Annotated in this window: 14 protein-coding genes; 6 read left to right on the top strand and 8 right to left on the bottom strand. The window is 58.5% G+C overall.

The features are described 5' to 3' along the window. The first annotated feature begins 72 nt into the window (after positions 1 to 72). The 4 genes from BLQ12_RS18880 (at position 73) to BLQ12_RS18865 (ending at position 8463) form a co-directional block, all read left to right on the top strand. Entirely contained in the window at positions 73 to 1245 is a 1173-nt protein-coding gene (locus BLQ12_RS18880; RefSeq protein WP_092212987.1) for an efflux RND transporter periplasmic adaptor subunit, read from the top strand. A 153-nt stretch (positions 1246 to 1398) separates the two neighbouring features. Continuing rightward, complete coding sequence (locus BLQ12_RS18875; protein WP_092212985.1) at positions 1399 to 4452, top strand: efflux RND transporter permease subunit; 3054 nt, start codon at positions 1399 to 1401, stop codon at positions 4450 to 4452. Between the two features lie 24 nt (positions 4453 to 4476). After that, positions 4477 to 6846, top strand: a complete 2370-nt coding sequence (locus BLQ12_RS18870) for a TolC family protein (RefSeq protein ID WP_092212983.1) — start codon at positions 4477 to 4479, stop codon at positions 6844 to 6846. A 21-nt stretch (positions 6847 to 6867) separates the two neighbouring features. Then, entirely contained in the window at positions 6868 to 8463 is a 1596-nt protein-coding gene (locus BLQ12_RS18865) for a cation:proton antiporter family protein (RefSeq protein WP_092212981.1), read from the top strand. Positions 8464 to 8515: 52 nt separating this feature from the next. On the opposite strand, the gene BLQ12_RS18860 is transcribed toward BLQ12_RS18865, so the two are convergent. Then, complete coding sequence (locus BLQ12_RS18860; RefSeq protein WP_092212979.1) at positions 8516 to 8929, bottom strand: winged helix-turn-helix transcriptional regulator; 414 nt, start codon at positions 8927 to 8929, stop codon at positions 8516 to 8518. Positions 8930 to 9126: 197 nt separating this feature from the next. Here BLQ12_RS18860 and BLQ12_RS18855 point away from each other — a divergent pair, with 197 nt between their 5' ends. After that, positions 9127 to 9741: a flavodoxin family protein gene (locus BLQ12_RS18855; RefSeq protein ID WP_092212977.1), complete on the top strand. Its 615-nt coding sequence runs from the start codon at positions 9127 to 9129 to the stop codon at positions 9739 to 9741. A 499-nt stretch (positions 9742 to 10240) separates the two neighbouring features. On the opposite strand, the gene BLQ12_RS18850 is transcribed toward BLQ12_RS18855, so the two are convergent. The 7 genes from BLQ12_RS18850 to BLQ12_RS18820 form a co-directional block, all read right to left on the bottom strand. Further along, complete coding sequence (locus BLQ12_RS18850) at positions 10241 to 11110, bottom strand: DMT family transporter (protein ID WP_217640353.1); 870 nt, start codon at positions 11108 to 11110, stop codon at positions 10241 to 10243. Positions 11111 to 11493: 383 nt separating this feature from the next. After that, positions 11494 to 11814, bottom strand: coding sequence for a DoxX family protein (locus tag BLQ12_RS18845; protein WP_092212975.1), 321 nt, complete (start codon positions 11812 to 11814; stop codon positions 11494 to 11496). Between the two features lie 47 nt (positions 11815 to 11861). Further along, positions 11862 to 12080, bottom strand: a complete 219-nt coding sequence (locus tag BLQ12_RS18840; RefSeq protein WP_092212973.1) for a hypothetical protein — start codon at positions 12078 to 12080, stop codon at positions 11862 to 11864. Next, on the bottom strand, positions 12077 to 13249 hold the full coding sequence (locus BLQ12_RS18835; protein WP_092212971.1) for an FMN-binding protein: 1173 nt from the start codon (positions 13247 to 13249) through the stop codon (positions 12077 to 12079). Before BLQ12_RS18835 ends, BLQ12_RS18840 begins: the two co-directional genes overlap by 4 nt. Before the next feature lie 13 nt (positions 13250 to 13262). Continuing rightward, on the bottom strand, positions 13263 to 13565 hold the full coding sequence (locus BLQ12_RS18830; protein WP_092212969.1) for a VcrB family reductive dehalogenase putative membrane anchor: 303 nt from the start codon (positions 13563 to 13565) through the stop codon (positions 13263 to 13265). A gap of 61 nt (positions 13566 to 13626) precedes the next feature. Beyond that, positions 13627 to 15309, bottom strand: a complete 1683-nt coding sequence (locus tag BLQ12_RS18825) for a 4Fe-4S dicluster domain-containing protein (protein ID WP_092212967.1) — start codon at positions 15307 to 15309, stop codon at positions 13627 to 13629. Beyond that, complete coding sequence (locus tag BLQ12_RS18820) at positions 15299 to 16264, bottom strand: tetratricopeptide repeat protein (protein ID WP_092212966.1); 966 nt, start codon at positions 16262 to 16264, stop codon at positions 15299 to 15301. The genes BLQ12_RS18825 and BLQ12_RS18820 overlap by 11 nt, the downstream gene beginning before the upstream one ends. Before the next feature lie 206 nt (positions 16265 to 16470). Here BLQ12_RS18820 and BLQ12_RS18815 point away from each other — a divergent pair, with 206 nt between their 5' ends. Next, complete coding sequence (locus BLQ12_RS18815; protein ID WP_092212964.1) at positions 16471 to 18129, top strand: sigma-54 interaction domain-containing protein; 1659 nt, start codon at positions 16471 to 16473, stop codon at positions 18127 to 18129. Positions 18130 to 18385: the final 256 nt, after the last annotated feature.

The raw sequence follows: 18385 nt of genomic DNA, 5'->3' as shown, positions 1-18385 counted from the left end.
GCTGTTTAGTTGAGGTTTCGTGCCGTTTAATGCGGCGATTCCTAACTGATAAACATAGAAAACGGGGAAAACATGGACTCAAAAAAAAGAGACAGAGGCCCGGCGTTGGCCCGGAGGTTGCCCTTGGGCACCGGGCTCATGATTCTTGTGGCGGTTTTGTTGCTGTCCTGCGGCAGGAGGGGCGAGAAAGAGCCCGAGCCGGAGGTGGTGCGCCCGGCAAAACTCTTTCGCGTCACGTCTGCTGTTGAGGAGAATCTCCGGGAGCTCCCGGGAAGGGTCAGGGCGAGCAGGCGGGCCGACCTTGCGTTCCAGGTTTCCGGACCGTTGACAACGTTCCCTGTTGAGGAGGGCGATCCCGTGAAAAGAGGAGAGGTGGTGGCACGGATCCTCCCCAGGGACTTCAAGACAGCCCTTGCCACGGCCAAGGCCAACGAGCTGGAGGCCATGCATCAGTATAATCGGTACAAGGACCTCTACATCAAAAAGCAGGTCTCCAAGGCCGATTTTGACAGGGCCAAGCGGGAGTACGACGTGGCCAAGTCCGATGTGACCAACGCAGAGAATGCCCTCAAGGATACCTATTTGCGGGCGCCCTTTGCCGGGGTGATTGCCAGGCGGTACGTGGAAAATTTTCAGGAGGTCCGCGCCAAGGACCCCATTGTCAGCCTTCAGGACGTATCGGAACTGGAGATCGTGGTGGACGTGCCCGAGACACTCATGGCCAGAGTGAGGAACAAGTCCAAGGGAGCCGTCGTGGCCGAAGTGGAGTTCTCTGCCATGGCCGGGGTCAAGCATGACCTCACCCTCAAGGAGTTTTCCACCGAGGCAGACGACCAGACCCAGACCTATCGTGTGGTCCTTGCCCTGCCTGCTCCCAAGGGAGCCAACATCCTTCCCGGAATGACCGCCAAGGTCACGGGAAAGAGTCAGGCAGAGGCAGAGGCGGCAGCGGAAACAGAGGACAAGGCCAGCGAGGATACGGTGGAAGGCCTGAAGGGCATAAAGGTAAAAAAAGGCTTTCTCGTGCCTGTCAATTCCGTTTTCGCAGATGAAACGGGCCGCGAATTCGTTTGGGTTGTGGACTCAGGCAACATGACCGTGGAGATGCGTGAGGTGAAGGTCGGCAGTGTGTCGGGGAGCAGCATCATTGTCCTTGAGGGGCTTGAAGCCGGAGAGGCGATCGTCTCTGCTGGTGTCAGCTACCTTCAGTCCGGAATGAAAATCAGGGAATTGCGGTCCAACTAGCCCGGAAGGTGAGAAAATCGCCAATATAACCGTTGATTACATTGTGTATTTTTCAAGTGACTGAGCGTTCCACAATAACGCATGCCAATCACAGCCTATTGTTATCATGTGATCGTTTTCTCATGAAATATGCGGGATAGGAGGCTGGTATCTATGAATATCGCAGAACTCTCCATCGAAAAAAAGACCGTCACACTGGTGATCTGTTTTTGCATTGTTGTGGGGGGCATCCTTGCCTATTTCGGGTTGGGACGCCTGGAGGATCCCGAGTTTACGGTGAAAAATGCCGTTGTTCTCACCCCGTACCCCGGGGCCACCCCCATGGAGGTGGCCGATGAGGTCACGGATCGTATCGAGACGGCCATTCAGCAGATGCCCCAGCTTGATTATGTGGAGTCCACCTCCCGCGCCGGAGGGTCCATTGTAACGGTGACAATCAAGGATCAGTATGACAAGCACACCCTTCCCCAGGTCTGGGATGAGCTGCGGCGCAAGGTGGGGGATATTCAGTCCCAGCTGCCTCCGGGGACCCATCCCTCCATCGTCAACGACAGCTTCGGCGACGTGTATGGCGTTCTTCTTGCCGTCACCGGAGAGGGGTACTCCTACGAGGAACTCAAGGAGTACATGAAATTTCTGAGAAAAGAGCTTCTGCTGGTGCCGGGCGTGGCCAAGATCACCCTTTGGGGACTTCAGGACGAGGCGGTCTTCGTCGAGCTTTCCCGCGCGCGCATCGCTCGTCTGGGCATCGGTCTGGACAGCATCTATTCCGCCTTGAAGGACCAGAACCTCGTGGTGGAATCCGGGGCAGTGAAGGTGGGACCCGAATACATCCGGATCAATCCCACGGGCAGCTTCGACTCGGTTGAGGATATCGCCAACCTCCAGGTGAGGGACCCCGAATCGGATCGGGTCATTTATCTCAAGGACGTTGCAGACGTGAAGCGGGGGTATATAACGCCGCCGTCCAGGGTGCTCCATTTCAACGGGGCTCCGGCCATCTCCATCGGCATCTCCGTGGTGCCGGGGGGCAACGTGGTCACCATGGGGGAGGCCATCAAGAAGAGGCTTGCAGAGCTTGAAAACCAGAGGCCGGTGGGCATGGAGATGGGGGTTGTCAATTTCCAGTCCGATGATGTCTCCAAAGCGGTGAACGGGTTTGTGAGCAACTTTATCCAGGCTGTCCTCATTGTGGTGGTGGTGCTTCTGCTCTTTATGGGGCTCCGGAGCGGTCTTCTCATCGGCGTGGTCCTGGCCTTGACGGTCCTTGCCACCCTGGTGATCATGAAGATGTTGGCCATCAATCTGGAGAGGATTTCCCTGGGGGCCCTTGTCATCGCCCTGGGCATGCTGGTGGACAACGCCATTGTTATTACCGAGGGCATGCTCATACGGATCGAGTCAGGCATGAATCGCCTTAAGGCGGCAAAGGAGGTGGTGGATCAGAATCTCTGGCCCTTGTTCGGCGCCACGGTCATCGCGGTGCTTGCCTTTGCGGCCATTGGAGTCTCCCAGGACTCCACAGGGGAGTATTGCCGTTCCCTTTTTCAGGTGATGCTCATCTCTCTGATGAGCAGCTGGGTCATCGGCATCACCATTACTCCGCTGTTTTGTACCATGTTTCTCAAGAGCAAGGCCCACTCGGAGGGAGAGGACGAGGCGAAAGACCCGTATCGCGGCGTGATTTTTGTGGGTTACAAGGCCTTTCTCAAGGTGTGCATCAAGTGGCGCTGGGGCACCATGCTGATCATGACCGGTTTGTTGTTTCTGGCCGTCACCGGGTTCGGCATGCTGAAGAACAGTTTTTTTCCGGAATCCACGCGGCCTCAGTTCATGATCAATTACTGGCTCCCGGCAGGAACCGATATTCGTCAGACCACGGAAGACATCGCCAAGATCGAAAAACGCCTGCTGGAGGACGAGCGGGTGGTCTCCACGGCGTCGTATATCGGTGAGGGGGCGCCCCGGTTCATGCTCACCTTCAACCCGGAGACTTCCAGGGACAAAGGCTTTGGCCTGGTTCTCGTTTCCGTTAACGATTACAAGGTGATCGGTGACCTTATCGAAGAGTACCTGGCCTACTTGAGCGATGAGTTTCCGGAGGCCCAGCCCATATTGGAAAAGTTCAAGCTCGGCCCGTCCAGCGGTGCCGTGGAGGTGCGGTTCAGCGGGCCTGATCCCGTTGTCTTGAGGCAGCTCTCAAATCAGGCCAAGGATATCCTCCTGGCCCACCCGGACACCTATGGGGTGAGGGACGACTGGCGGCAGCGGGTGAAGACCATCCGGCCCCAGTTTGAAGACACCCGGGCCCGCTTGGCGGGAATTTCACGATCCGACCTGGCCCGGGCCCTGGAGATGAACGTCACCGGGACCACCATGGGGATTTATCGGGAGGGCGATGAGTTGATCTCCATCATCGCGCGGCAGCCCGAAGAGGAGCGCCTGGATGTGGAAAATATCCGGAGCCTCCAGGTGTGGAGCCCGGTCACTCGGAAAACCGTGCCCGTGTATCAGGTGGTGTCCGATTTTACGACGGACTGGGAAGACTCCATGATCTATCGTCGGGATCGGAAGATGACCATCACGACAAAGTGCGAAAACAAACCCGGGATCCTGGCCAGCATCATCCTCGGGGATGTCAAGTCAAAGATCGAGGCCATTGAGATCCCCCCGGGGTTCTCCATGGAGTGGGGCGGTGAGTTCGAGGACTCTGCCAAGGCAAGGGAGAAGCTTGCTGGCTCCATGCCCGTCACCTTCATGCTGATGGTGCTCATCGTGATCATGCTCTTCAATTGCCTGAGGCAGCCTCTGATTATCTGGCTTACCGTGCCCCTTGCCATCATCGGGGTCTCCATGGGGCTCCTTGTCTTTGATTTGCCTTTTGATTTCATGGCCCTGCTGGGGTTCTTGAGCCTTGTGGGAATGATGATCAAGAGTGCCATTGTCCTCATCGACCAGATCAACATCGAGCTGGCCGGAGGCAAGGCCCCCTACCTGGCGGTGGTGGATTCGGCGGTGAGCAGGATGCGGCCGGTGTGCATGGCTGCCATCACCACGGTTCTGGGCATGATCCCGTTGCTGCCGGATGTCTTCTTCAGGGCCATGGCCGTGACGATCATGTCCGGCCTCAGTTTTGCAACGCTTCTGACCCTCATTGTCGTTCCGGTTCTTTACGTCATCTTCTACAGGATCCCTTCCCAGGGATGAACCCTATATGCCGGGAGTTCAACCATGACACGTACATCCACCTGTTTTGTCATCATGCTGGTCACGCTGCTCACCCTGGCTTCTTCGGCGGTGGCCGTCACGGGGCTCCCCGTTGCCCGCATAGGGATCGTGACCGACGGGCCCTGGGCCAGGTATCCCGATTCTCTTGAGCTCTTCAAGCAGGAAATCATCACCCTGGCTGAAGGGGAGTTCGATATCCGCTTTCCGTCAAACCGAATCCTGGACGGGGGGTGGAACGCCGGGGCGGTGACTGCTGCCCTGGATACCCTCCTTGAGGCACCGGACGTGGATCTGGTCGTGGCCCTGGGGGTTGTGGCCAGTAACGAAGCCTGTCGTCTCAACAAGTTGAAAAAACCGGTGATTGCTCCTTTTATTGTGGATGACAGGCTCCAGCGTCTTCCCTTTAAGGACGGTACCAGCGGTGTGCCCAATCTCAATTACATCAACGTGCAGAAGAGTATCTCCGAAGAGGTTAAGCTCTTCACGGACATCGCTCCGTTCAAAACCCTGACGGTCATCGCCGATCAGTTTGAAATCAATGCACTTGAGGATGTCGCAAAGCATATGAAGGCCTATGAGGACGAGTACGGCATAGGGGTCGAGGTTATCGCCTATGACGCCAGCGCCGAGAAAACCTTAGAGAAGCTCACCCCTTCAACGGAAGCGGTGTTTGTTACCTCTCTGCTCCGCATGCCTCCGGACGAGTTTGAAAAACTGGTGGCGGGGTTCATCGACAGGATGCTTCCCAGCTTTTCCTTTTGGGGCATGGGTGACGTGGAGACCGGGATCCTTGCGACCATGACCCCCAGGTCAAACATTCAGCACCTTGCCAGAAGCGTTGCCGTCAACGTCATGGAGGTGCTGCGCGGGAAAAACGCCGGAGACCTGCCGGTTTTCTTCAGCCGCGGGCGGAGCCTGACCATCAACTGGGCCACGGCAAAGGCCATCGAAGTCTACCCGAAGTGGGACATTATCACCGGCGCGGAGCTTCTTAACAACCACGTCGAGGGCGTGGGAAGGCGGATGACCCTTGAGGGGGCCGTCAACGAATCGGTGCGTGCCAACCTCGACCTGAAAGCACTGGACAGGGCCGTGGCCTCGGGTATGGAGGATGTCAAGAAATCACGGGCCGACCTGTTGCCTCAAGTGGATATCGGGTCAGAGGCCAGAATGATTGACGACGACAGGGCAAGGGCGGCCCAGGGCCAGAGGCCGGAAAAGACATGGTCCGGCTCATTAACCGGCAGCCAGGTTATTTATTCGGACAAAGCCTGGTCGGCCTATACGGTTTCGAAACAAACCCAAAAAGCCCTTGAGGAAGATCGCGAGACCCTTCGGCTCGATATCATCAACAGCGCGGCCGTTGCCTACCTCAATGTGCTCAGGGCCGAGGCGGTCCTCAACATACAGACCGACAACCTCAAGCTGACCCGCGCCAACCTGGAGCGGGCCAAGGTCCGTGTTTCCGTGGGAGCGGCGGGACCTGAAGAGGTCTACCGCTGGGAGAGTGAGCTGGCCAACCGCCTCCAGGACGCTTTGAACGCGGAATCTTCGCTTCTTGACGCCAGAAGCGAGATGAACCGCATCATGGACCGGCCCTTGACCGAGGCCTTCGCCCCTGCTGAGGCCGGGATCAGGGACCCGGTCTCCGTGGTGGGTGAACCCCGGATTTTTCCTTACCTGGAGACCCCCCGAAGGGTTCGTGTCCTCAGTGATTTTTTTCAGGAGGAAAGCCGGGCCAAGGCCCCGGAACTCAGGGCCATTGACGCCCAGATTGCCGCACGCATGCGGGTGCTGACCGCAGCCAAGAGAGAGTTCTGGCTCCCCACCTTTGAACTTGTCGGCAACGTCACCGAGGTCTTTGACACAAGCGGCGACGGCACCGAGTTTCCCCCCACCACCCCAGAAGTCCCCGACGACACCAACTGGACCGTCGGGGTTACAGCATCCCTTCCCCTGTTCAGCGGCGGTGAAAGATCGGCCGAATTGAGGCAGGCAAGGGAGGAAATCCAGCGGCTCGGCAGGGAGCGTGAGGCCGCGGCGGCACGCATCAGCCAGAGGGCTGTTGTGGCCATGAACCGCGTCCGGGCCTCCTATCCGGGGATACGCCTTTCCAAGGACGCGGCCGAATCCGCAGCCAATAACCTGCAACTGGTGACGGACTCCTATGTCCGTGGCGTGCTCTCCATCATCGACCTCCTCGACGCTCAGAACCTCGCCCTTGTGGCCGAGCAGCAGGCAGCCAATGCCGTCTATGATTTTCTCACGGACCTCATGGAGGTGCAGCGATCCGTGGGCGCTTATTTTCTCTATGCCGACCAGGCCGAGCGAGATGTCTGGTTCGACCTGATCGAAGCCTATTTCTCCCAGTGACTGTAGCTAAGGATTGAACCCATGGACCCTGTTGTCCTGACCGTGGCCTTTGCGTTGGGCTACCTGATGTACCGCCTGGGGCTGCCTCCCCTGGTGGGGTTTCTTGTGGCCGGGCTGTGCCTCAGCGGCGTGGGGTATACCTCCACCCCCATGCTTGAGGCGGCCTCGGATGTGGGCGTGACCCTGCTTCTGTTTACCATCGGGCTGAAGCTGAGGATCAGGAATCTTGTGAAGCCGGAGGTGTGGGCCGGTGCTTCCCTGCACATGGCCCTTACCGTAGCGATTATGGGAGGGGCCCTGTTCGGCCTGGGGTACTCCGGGCTTCGCTTTTTTCTTGCGATGGACATGAGGACCGCGCTGCTCCTGGCCTTTGCCTTGAGTTTTTCCAGCACCGTCTTTGCCGTCAAGATCCTCGACGAGCAGGGGCGCATGGATTCCCTCAATGGCCGCACGGCCATCGGCGTGCTCGTGATTCAGGATATCCTGGCGGTGATCTACCTGACGGCGGCAACCGGTAAGGTGCCCTCGGTGATGGCCATTGGGGTCATTGCGCTTCTTCCCGTGGTGAGAAAGGCTTTTCTCCTGATGATGGACCGCATCGGCCACGGGGAACTGATGGTGCTTTTCGGGCTGTTTGCGGCCCTCATCGCAGGGGCTCATATCTTTGACCTGGTTCGTCTGAAACCGGACTTAGGGGCCCTGATCCTGGGCATGCTCATGGCACCGCACCCCCGGGCCAAGGAGATGGCAAATGCCCTGATGAGCATCAAGGATGTGCTGCTGGTGGGGTTTTTCCTTGATATCGGCCTGCGAGGCGTTCCAGGGGCTGCGGGGTTTGCCGCTGTGGGTATCCTGGTGGCCCTTCTTCCCCTCAAGATGGCCCTCTATTTTTTGGTCTTTACCCGGTTTCGCTTAAAGGCCAGGACCTCCTTTATGACCATGGCGAACCTTTCCAATTACAGCGAGTTCGGGCTCATCGTCTGTTCCCTTGCCGCATCCGTGGGCAGGCTGGATCCCCGGTGGCTGGTGGTGATGGCCATTGCCCTGTCCGTCTCCTTTATCCTGGCATCGCCTTTGAATACTTACTCAGACCAGTTGTTTGACCGTTTGGCCTACATGCTGAAACGGTGTGAGACCTGCGAGCGTCATCCTGAGGAAGCCCCGTATGAGCGGAAATCTGCGGATATTGTGGTTATCGGTATGGGACGAACCGGGGTGGGGGCCTACGACTGGTTTCGGGCGAAGTACGGCGAGGTTGTCCTGGGTATCGATTACGACAAGGAGACCGTGGCAGGCCATGAAATGCAGGGGCGGAGTATCGTCCAGGCAGATGTGACCGATCTTGACTTCTGGCGGCGCCTTCCCACTCCGGACGGGCGGGTGAAGCTGGTGGTGCTGGCCTTGAACAATTTTGAGTCCACCCTTTCGGCCATTCAAAGGTTCAAGCAGTTCGGTTACAAGGGGACCCTGGCAGCCGTGGCCCGGTATGACGACGAGGTGGAGAGGTTGAAGGAGGCCGGGGCCGATGTGGCCCTGAATGTCTTTGCCGAGGCCGGGGCAGGTCTGGCAGCCCATGCCGTGGGGCACCTCGGGCTGCCGGAGCAGGGACCGGCCTGAGACTGTGAAGCGGCCCCTGCAAGGGCTTATGGGGTATGCTGCTCTTTCGGCCCTACAGGGCGAGCAGTTCCGGGGGCTTGGCGCATTCGAAGCCTTCTTCTTCAAACAGGCCCTCGCCGCCCAGGTGTTTCTCGTAATCCACGCCCCACTGGCGCATGTGCTGGAGGATGGGGATGATGGTGTACCCCAGGCGGGTAAGGGAGTACTCGACCCTGGGGGGAACCTCCCGGTAGACCTCGCGATGGACAAGGCCGTCGGCCTCAAGCTCCCGAAGCTGTTTTGTCAGCATCCTCTGGGTAATCTCCGGGATGCTACGGGTCAACTCCCCGAAACGCATGACCTGCTCCAGGGCCAGGTGATTGAGAATGATGGGTTTCCATTTCCCTCCGATAACAGAAAGTGTCAACTCGAAGTAGCATCGGTATGTTTTTCCATTAAGCTCTTTTATCCTGCATGGTTCCGGCATATCCAGTCTCCAAAGGTATCTTTTTTGTAAGTATGGCACAAACAATACCGTACTTGCGTAATGTGTCTCCCTTATGGATAGTTCACCTGTTAGGAACGGTCAAGGGGATGTGCTCCCTCGACCCCCGGAAAAAGTGAAAATACCCAGGGTGGACTGCTTCGGCAGCTCTGTCCATGACCCCACAAGGAGAAACAGATATGTACGCCATTGCCATCAACGGAAGCCCCCGAAAGGGAGGGAACACGGAAACGCTCCTGGATCACGCCCTCGCGCCCCTCAAAGCGGCAGGCTGGGAGACTGAAAGCATCCGCATCGGCGGAAAACCCATGCGGGGGTGCACCGCATGCGGGACCTGTTTTGAAAAAAAGGACGGGTGCTGCATTTTGAAAAAGGACAGCTTCAACGAGACCATGGCCAAGATGGTCAAAGCCGATGCGATCATCCTGGGTTCTCCCACCTACTTTACCGATGTCACCGCCGAGCTCAAGGCCCTTCTTGATCGCTCCGGCATGGTGGCCCTGGCCAACGACAGGGCGTTCAGGGGAAAAATAGGGGCCGCGGTGGTGGCGGTGCGTCGCGGGGGGGCCACCCATGTCTTTGATACCATCAATCATATGTTCATGATGTCCCAGATGATCGTGCCCGGTTCCACCTATTGGAACCTCGGCCAGGGGCTGAACAAGGGCGACGTGCTGGAGGATGCAGAAGGGCTGGCCAACATGAAGAACCTGGGGGAGACCATTGCCTGGCTGGGCAAGGCCACGGCCCCGCATCGGGATAGCTTCCCACAGACCCTTGAATTTTTTGGGTAGGCAGTCAGCCCCGGAGCATTGGCCAAGGTTGCAGGGAGTAAATTAACGTAAGGCTGGTTGAAACAAATAATCACACAATGGTTCGCTATAATACCGCTGGGATTTGACCCGAGGAACGAGGGACAAATCCCAGCGGTGACCTGCTTTCAAGGTGGCACACCTTGCCGCCGGCGGCTAAATTTTTGCCTGACTTTAGAAGGATGGGTTTAACAAGCAACGCTTAATAAATATTTCGGATGTATCCTTATGGCGAACTTACCTGAAACAGATGAAACTCCGAGATCTGTAGGGTGCACTCCGTGCACCAAAATGGCGGCCTTCCATCCCCCTGATACTCCATATGGGACCCCGGACATGGTGCACAGAGTGCACCCTACGGGCTGAGGGCCTCACGGTACGGTGTTATGATGACGGATTTGATTTAAGGGCCGATCTTGTGGATAGATCAAGATCTATTGTAACCATTCAGCTTTCTCTACCCCTTTGACCCGGAACGTGTTTATCGTTCAGGCGCCAGGATGGTGAGAAGCACCCCGGTGAGGATGAGGACACTGCCCCCGTAGCCTAAGAGCCCTAAGGTTTCATTCCAGAGGAGCCAGGCAAAGAAGGTGGCCACCACCGGTTCCAGGGTGGCGGTGAGGACGGCCCGTGTGGGGGCCAGGGTGCGCAGGCCCAGGTAGTAGAAGCTGTTGGCGCTGTAAGAGAAGAAGGCCAGGAGCAGGAGTTGGAACCAGATGACGGGTGTTTTGGGGGTGAACTCCACAAAGGGAAGAAGGCCCAGGATGCCCGTGGGGAGGATCCAGAAGAAGAGGGTGTACGGGGCGTAGGTGCCCGAGAACATCTTGCCGATGATGTAGTAGAGGGAGTAGCAGAGCCCTGCGGTGAGCCCCCAGCACACGGCCGTGGCAATGGACTCTCCGCCCATGGGACCGCCGTCGAGGCAAATGCCCCAGACCCCTGCCACGGCAAGGGCCATGGCGATGCCCTTGATTCGGGTCATGCGTTCCCCGAAGAGAAAGAAGGAGAAGAGGGCGACCCAGAAGGGCGCGGTGTAGAGCAGCACCGAGGCCAGGGCCGCACCGCCCTTGTCGATGGCCATCATGTTGGCGGCGTAAAAAAGGGAGATGCCCACCAAGCCGAAGGCAAAGAGAATGGGCAGGTCTTTTTTTTGCGCCGCCATTTGTCGTTTGGCCGCTGCATGGGTGCCGAACATGATCCAGGTTATAAGAGCTCGGAAAAAACCCGCTTCAATGGGGGAAACCCCGGCGGCAAAGAGGTACCGGGAGACCGGGCCCAGGAGTCCCCAGAGGAGGGCGGCTCCAAAGATAAAAAGATAGCCTTTGAGGCTGGGTGAGGAGATGTTCGGCACGGGGAACTCCTTTGTATCGGGTCTGACCGGATCCGCGTCAGCGGGTTGGACCAACGTGTCGCCATGGGCAGGGCCGTGACGCGAGATCAAGCTTTACGGCCCTTGGTGTGCCATGTCAAGGGCTGTCCGGGAAAGACCCAGGGTTAACGCATTTAAAAAATCAGTTGCCTCCGGCGGGTCGCTTTTTGAAAAAAGCTCCGCAAAAACGTTCCGGTAATTAAAAAAGAAGAGGGGCTATGCTCTGTAGTGACGCATTTTCAAAAAACAAAACCTGTTTGTCAAACTTTTCAAAAGTTTGGCCCCCGGCAGGGCCGCCGGAGGCAAAAATCTAAATGCGTTAACCCTGGGGAAAGCCCCCTACAAAAGGGGAGCTGTCCTTATGGTTACATGGTCCCGGCCATGATCACGGCGCCCAGGATGAGCACCGCCAGGGCAGGGAAGCTCTGGGTCGGCTTATGCTGGGTTTTGACGTGGGCGGCCACGGCTCCGACCATGGTCACGACCAGAAGAGCCGATGCCGCCAGGGTGAGGGCTTCTATCTGAAGGCCGATGGCGAGGCACACCTCCAGGCCGCCGATGAGGGGCATGGTATGTTTCGGCAGGCCGAATTCCTTGAATTGATCGGCCAGGGGTTTTGCGCCCAAGAGTTTTGCAACCCCGGCAATGAGGATGAGGGCGGAGGCGATGAGTGTGACGATGGTCATAATTGGTCTCCTTACACTGGATCGTGGGACGAGGCCGGTGGCCCCGGTTATCCGTCCTTGTTTCCTTCATTGGCCTTGAGGATGCTCTCAAGGCTGATGTGTTTTGTGTTGTCTTGCGGTTTGGCCTGTGGTTCGGTGCTTCGGACATAGAGCACGGAACCTGTCTCTTTTCCGGCGGCCTCCTGCCACTTGGGAATCAGTTCCAGGAGGCTTGCGGCCAGGAAGGCCAGGAAGAGGATTGTCGTTGCGATACGTCGAAAGGTCATGGGGCCTCCTTGGGGCGGATATCCTTTACGGTGCGACGGCGCCATTGGTTGCGGACAAACCCGATATAGTCAAAGAGAGCGGTAACAGGGCAAAAGAGCCGGCACCAGGGGCGTTTGACCATGAGGGAGCCCATGACCACGGCCAGGGTCATGGCAAAGAGGGCATCGGAGCCGGTGAAGTTAAAGGCCATGCCAAAGGGCTCGAAGCTTGCCTGGGAAGGGTTCCGGAAAAAAAGGGCGGCGCAAAGGGCTGCAAGGGCCACAAGCCGCGCCGACCAGGTCATCCATGGGGTCCGTTTGGGCGGTGAGCAGCCTGTGATGCGCCCCAGCCCTTCCTGAACCGCGCCGAAGGGGCAGAGGGTGGCGCAGTAAAGGTTTTTGCGGGTGAGGAAAAAGACCGCAACCGCAAGGATAAAGCAGACCAGGGCGGCGTAGGATGCAAGGCCCTGTGTCCAGCCGCCGGAGATAAGCAGGTGCACGGTGGCAAGGGAAAACTGGGTGCTGTAGAGGATGCCCAGCAGCAGGGTCGAGACCGTCAACAAGGCGGCGCGGCCCTTTTTTCTGGACCAGGGGAAGCGGCGCCCGGCCACAAAGAGGGCGCAGCCGAAGAGCAGCACGATCGCCATGCTTTTCATGATCTCTTTTCGGTTCACGGGGCCGGGGGCGCCTTGTGCGGGCATGGGCTCACCTTTGCGGGCAGCGGCGATGCGGGCCGCTGCCTCCTTGAGTCCCCCCAGGATCGCCGTGGAGGAGATGGTGGCTCCGGAGACAGCGTCGACGTCGGGGAGCTTGTCCAGCTTGTTGCCCGGAAAGGGATCGAGGATTCCGTTTTCCACCACCTTGGCCAGGTAGGTGGCGGTGTCGGTGCTGCTGATGATGGCCACATGCCGGATGGTCCCCTCCCCATCGGCTGCCAGGGCGACCTTCAGGGGGCCGCCGTAGCTGGGCCGGCTTGCAAGGGCGATATGCAAGGGGGCGTCCGGCGCGTTGCGCTGGTCCGCCCGATACAGGTGCTCGCTTACCTGGGAGATGTTTGTGAGTGAGTTCGAGATGTTCTGGATGTGCGCCGTGGCAGACTCCTGGAGCCTGGCCCTCCCCCCGGCCCAGGCGAGGATCAGGACCAGGAGGGAGAGGATGGCGGCTGCGCGTTCCATGTGCTGTTTTCGCATCAACCGGTGTTCCTTATGCCTTTTTCTTGAAAACAAAGAGTTTGAGCATCACCGTGCCTGCGATGATGTGGGGAAGCCCCAGAAAACCGATGAAATAAAATCCGGCACGGCGTTCGTATTCACCGGCCAGGGTGAAACCGCCTGCCACCACGGCGCAGAAGGAGAGAAAGCAGCCGTACATGAGCAGGGTCTGCCACCAGGGAACCTGCCGCCCGCTCTCTTTCAGCCAGGTGTTTGCGCTTAAGATGATGATCACCTGCATGGCCCCCATGACCATCCAGAACAGGTAGTTGAGTATCGTTGATCCGGGAAACATTGATTTATTCCTTTCAGGATTTGGTGCGTCTTTCGGTTGCGTGTCTTTGGCCGGGGCCCTTTTATTCCATGCCGTGGTATTGCCAGGTCCGTTCGATCTCAAAGAAGTCGTCGCTTCGCATCCACCAGGGCGCTTTGTGGTAGTTGGCTTCTTTGCCGCCGTCCCAGTCCGACTTGAACTCTTCGGCTTCCGGGTACTTGAAGAAGTTTGTCTGCATGGCAAGGAGACCCTTGGAGACCAGGTGGGTGGGGTCCCGGGGCTCCAACTCCCTGGAGATGGTGTGGATCCAGGTGTTCTTGCGGGAGTAAGGGCAGAGCCCGATGCAGACCCGGCACCCGAGGCCGTCGCTGGTGGGACCGCTGCACCACTGGAGGTGGCACTTTTCCTCATCCAGGCGCCAGCGCTTGAAGCCCCGTATGACGGTTTCCGGCCTGTCGCTTTTGGAGATGGCCCCGGAGGGGCAGGCATCCGCGCAGATCTTGCATTTCATGCAAAAGTCGGCCATGCGCACGCTGATGGGCTTGTCGTATTCAAACTCGATGTCGGTGATGACTGCGGCTGGCCGGAAGTTGGCCCCGAGTTCCGGTACCATGACCACCCCGGCCCGGCTGTACTCGCCCAATCCCGCGAGCTGGACATAGGGGCTCATCATGACCTCGTAATGGTGGCCCGGGAACTGGGCACGGGCAGGGTAGCCCAGCTCCTGGATAAACCGTTCCAGGAGGCCAGAAGCACACCGGGAACGAAAATAGGCGTCAAAGGAGGTGGAGTACCCCACGGCGGAATAGGTGCTGTCCCAGTACATGGGGACCCCGAAGACGATGATGCTCTTCCAGTGCTCGGGGACCTTGTCGCCCCAGGTGTCGTGGCCCTGGTTGGGCATGCCGCGCATGAGCCCCTTGAACATGAAGCGGGGGTCGAACTTGGTGATTCCCACCAGGGACATGCCGTACATGTGGGCCATGCGCTTGATGAGCTTGGTGGCATGCTTGGGGGACTTGAACTTCAGGGGCTCCTTTCTCCATATATGGCGGTAATCCCATTCTTCCGGGGGAACAGGGACGCCGGTCTGCTCGTATTTTTCCGCGGGATCTTCGGGGACCGTGGAGCCGTAGCGGTTGTACATGCCGGTGTCCCGGAAGGAGGCGTTGTAGGCGTCGGCAATGGCGTAGCGTTTGTGCTTGCCCGCTTTCCAGGCTTCGGCCCGGATGACGCTGTTCTCAAGGGCCTTCATCATGGTCTCGAACTCTTCTTTGGGCCTGCTGCGGTAATAGTTTCCCACCGGGCCGGGCAGGGCTTTAAGGCCCTTGTCGGGCGTCCACGTCCCCTCCTTGATGTAGCCCATGATGACGGCCTTGCGCTGAAAGAGATACTCTGTCCAGTCGGGGCGCTCCACCTTGCCCACGGGCTTGAAGAAGGTGGGCAGGTCCGTCCTGAAGGGCTCGCGGTTGAAGAACATGTCGCCGCCCTGGTAGGTGCGGTTGTAACCTGTGTAGGCATCGTCGGATCGTCCGATGGCAAAGCCGGCGGCACCGGCACCCCCCACCGAGGCCACGGCAGCAGTGAGGCCGCCTACTTTAAGGAAGCCGCGGCGTGAAAAGCCTCCGGGTTCTTTTTTGGAGGGCTCATTGCTTTTAGGGGCCGGGGCGGCCGCTTCGGTCTCTTCCGGCTCCAGGTACTCCGGTGTGGCGGTGAAGTTGGCCGGATCGTTGATGATCTCAAGGGCATCTTTTTCATTGGGCATGGGATTGGCTCCTTCCATCCTGTGGACGGTCTTTATGTAAAGGCTCCTGTGGATCCAGGGCGCTTTTGAAATCGGGGAAATGGTCGAGGACGCATCGGACATAGGGGGGCGCTTTATCGGGCTCCGTCTCCATGAGGTAGCGGGCACGGTTCACCAGGAATTCCCGTGCGTCGAAGTCGATGAGGGCCATGTCGATATGGCTTTGGGCCGCTTCAACGGGGTTGCCCAGTGCCAGCAGGGCGTCTCCTTTCACCCGCAGGGCTGTGAGCTCCGGCCCGAAGGTTTCGAGCATGTGCTCGCACAGGCAGATGGCCTCTTCATGACGGCCTGCGTGGAACAGGCAGATGGCAAGTCCCCGGCTGGACTCCGGGTGATCGGGGTTCAGGGCAGAGGCCTTGTGAAAGTAGGGGAGGGCGGCATCGGGCTTTTCCTGGTGGAGAAGGCACTCCCCGGCCCAGAAATGGGCCCCGGCATAGTCGGGGGACAGCACCACGGCCCGCTCAAACAGGGGCAGGGCCTCGGCAACCCGGCCGGTCAATGCATGGCAGAGGGCAGCGTTGTAGGTGGCTCCCCCATGGTCGGGCTCTTTTGCAAGGATGGTTTCGTATCTTTCCAAAGCAGCCTCAAATTCTTCCTCATACAAGGCGATGTTGCCCCGGTTGTATGCGGCCTTGAGGTTTTCCGGGTCAAGGGAGACGGCGGTGTCAAGGTGCGTGCGGGCCCAGCCCATCTCTTCCTTTTGAAGCCAGAACAGGCCCAGCTCGTTGTGGAGCCTTGCCAGCAGGCGTGTGTGGGCTTTTGTTTGCGGGATCTCTTCAATCCGTTTCTCCAGAAAAACCCGAAGCGATTCAGGGGGTTCTGTGTCCTTGAGTTTCCCTATGGCCTCCTCTATGGCCTCTTCCGACCACAGGTCAGGCTTCAGGGGAGGGCGGTTATGTGGCATGGCCGTTGGCATGGGTGTCTCCTTGAGTGGCGTGTTTGTGTGATGCGGCAACTCGACCGGCTTTTTAGGGATAGCAAGCGGTGTGCCAAAAAGCAGTGGTCTGAAATGACAGCGAATTTGAAATCACGGGGGAGATTGAATTGGCAAATAAGGCGTTTTTGATCTATATTTGTCAAATAAGATAAGTTTTTACTTTATTCGGCAATACGAGGTGCCCCATGCCCACCCCTTCCCCCACAGATGATCTGCATTTTTTCCAGGAGACCGTCTCCCATCTTTCCGGGAGCCTTGAACTTGCCGACTCCATGGTGTCGGTCTTCAATCACCTTGGGAACCATTTTCCCCTGGAAGGGATCTCCCTGCATCAGTACTCCCAGGGGCTCAATGCCTTAAAATTACTTTTTCTCGTGCGTGAAGGCCGCTTCGATTATGTGGAGACCCTGGTGGACCTCACCCCCCGCGAAGGGGCGCTCATGCTTCATTTCGAGCAGGCCGGCGACGTCATCCTGGAACGGAAAATCAGCCGGGGCGGAGGGGCCGCAAAGCACGCCCAGGCCCTGGGGCACCTGCTGCCCGTTGAACCCCGGGCGTACCTTGTGGGGATCCTTACGTCCGGCAACGAAACCGTGGGGCACCTCTGCTTTATCGGTAAGGAGGAAGACTGCTTTACCGAGGAGCATGAGCGCAAGATCCGCCTGCTTCTCACCCCCTTTGCCCTGGCCATGTCCAACATGCTTCGGTTTCAGAGGGTGCTGGCATTCCAGGAGCGGCTCAACGAGGAGAAGCGCGGGCTGGAAAGGGCCCTGGAGCAACTCCGGGACAATCGCATCGTTGGGGGGCTTGGCGGCCTGGGCAGCGTTATGGAGGTGGTCCGGCGCCTGGAAGGAAGGGAGGTGCCGGTGCTTATCTTGGGGGAAACCGGCACCGGCAAGGAGCTCATCGCCGATGAGGTGCAGCGGATTTCACCGCGTCGAAACGCGCCCTTTGTGAAGGTCAACTGCGGCGCCATCCCCGAGGGCCTCATGGACGGGGAGCTGTTCGGGTACGAAAAGGGGGCCTTTACCGGGGCCACCCGGAGTCGGCCTGGTTTTTTTGAGCAGGCCCACGGGGGTACCCTTTTTCTGGACGAGGTGGGTGAGCTGACTCCCCAGGTCCAGGTACGGCTCCTGAGGGTCCTGCAGAACGGGGTGGTGGAACGGTTGGGGGGGAAGGAGTCCATCTCCGTGGATGTGCGCATCATTGCCGCAACCCATCGCAATCTTGAGGCGATGATGAAGCAGGGGGCGTTTCGGGAGGACTTGTATTATCGCCTCTATGTGTTCCCCGTCATGGTGCCGCCGCTGCGGGAGCGCAAGCAGGACCTCGAAGCCCTGGCGTATCATTTTATCGAAAAGATACGCCGGAGGCTGAAGCTGCCCCAGAGTCCCTCCCTTTCGCCGCGATCCGTGGACGCGTTGATGCATTACGCCTGGCCGGGTAATGTGCGGGAGCTGGAAAACCTTGTGGAGCGGGCCATGACCCTGTGGCCCGGGGGGCCCCTTCATCTGGACCGGTTGTTGCCCCGGGAGTCGGAGCTGTATCAGGAAACACCGGAGAACCTGTCGGCACTGGAACGGCTGGTGGAGGAGAAGGTCGCCGCCTGCTTTGAAACTCAGATGCCGGGCGCACAGATCCGTGAAACCAAAAGCGCTGCTTCGGGACAACCTCTCCAGACCCTTGATGAGGCGACACGAAAATGCATCGAGGCGGCCCTCTCCCACTGCAGGGGGAAGGTCCACGGCCCCACAGGCGCGGCCGCCGTTCTGGGCATCAACCCCAGTACCCTGAGAAACAAAATGGCCAAGTTGCAAATCCGGGCCGACGCCTGGAAGCAGTAAGGTTTTCCATTTACGAATCCCGGGATGTTGAGCTGTAGGGAACGTTTGGCGAAACGTTGTGGCTTAAAGCCCTGATTGTGCTGTTTATATTTGATTGTAAAAAGGTTGACATTGAAAAAACGCTCATGGTATCCATGACTGAGCGCTCGTTCAGGAAACCGGTTGTTGCTGTTCTCATCCTCTCTTCGTTTTACCCTGAGCCCTCTGCCTGATTTTCCCGGTTTTTCTTCGCAGTGCTGTCCTACTTTATCACCCG

This window comes from Desulfoluna spongiiphila, assembly GCF_900101345.1.
GTDB classification, from domain to species: domain Bacteria; phylum Desulfobacterota; class Desulfobacteria; order Desulfobacterales; family Desulfolunaceae; genus Desulfoluna; species Desulfoluna spongiiphila.
Note: the sequence above shows the minus strand (reverse complement) of the source record. Positions and strands in the feature narration are given on the sequence as shown.

Bases quoted from the DNA above. Each gene is read 5' to 3' on its own strand.
- BLQ12_RS18880 (WP_092212987.1), top strand. From the start codon at position 73: ATGGACTCAAAAAAAAGAGACAGAGGCCCGGCGTTGGCCCGGAGGTTG.
- BLQ12_RS18875 (WP_092212985.1), top strand. From the start codon at position 1,399: ATGAATATCGCAGAACTCTCCATCGAAAAAAAGACCGTCACACTGGTG.
- BLQ12_RS18870 (WP_092212983.1), top strand. From the start codon at position 4,477: ATGACACGTACATCCACCTGTTTTGTCATCATGCTGGTCACGCTGCTC.
- BLQ12_RS18865 (WP_092212981.1), top strand. From the start codon at position 6,868: ATGGACCCTGTTGTCCTGACCGTGGCCTTTGCGTTGGGCTACCTGATG.
- BLQ12_RS18860 (WP_092212979.1), bottom strand. From the start codon at position 8,929: ATGCCGGAACCATGCAGGATAAAAGAGCTTAATGGAAAAACATACCGA.
- BLQ12_RS18855 (WP_092212977.1), top strand. From the start codon at position 9,127: ATGTACGCCATTGCCATCAACGGAAGCCCCCGAAAGGGAGGGAACACG.
- BLQ12_RS18845 (WP_092212975.1), bottom strand. From the start codon at position 11,814: ATGACCATCGTCACACTCATCGCCTCCGCCCTCATCCTCATTGCCGGG.
- BLQ12_RS18840 (WP_092212973.1), bottom strand. From the start codon at position 12,080: ATGACCTTTCGACGTATCGCAACGACAATCCTCTTCCTGGCCTTCCTG.
- BLQ12_RS18835 (WP_092212971.1), bottom strand. From the start codon at position 13,249: ATGCGAAAACAGCACATGGAACGCGCAGCCGCCATCCTCTCCCTCCTG.
- BLQ12_RS18830 (WP_092212969.1), bottom strand. From the start codon at position 13,565: ATGTTTCCCGGATCAACGATACTCAACTACCTGTTCTGGATGGTCATG.
- BLQ12_RS18825 (WP_092212967.1), bottom strand. From the start codon at position 15,309: ATGCCCAATGAAAAAGATGCCCTTGAGATCATCAACGATCCGGCCAAC.
- BLQ12_RS18820 (WP_092212966.1), bottom strand. From the start codon at position 16,264: ATGCCAACGGCCATGCCACATAACCGCCCTCCCCTGAAGCCTGACCTG.
- BLQ12_RS18815 (WP_092212964.1), top strand. From the start codon at position 16,471: ATGCCCACCCCTTCCCCCACAGATGATCTGCATTTTTTCCAGGAGACC.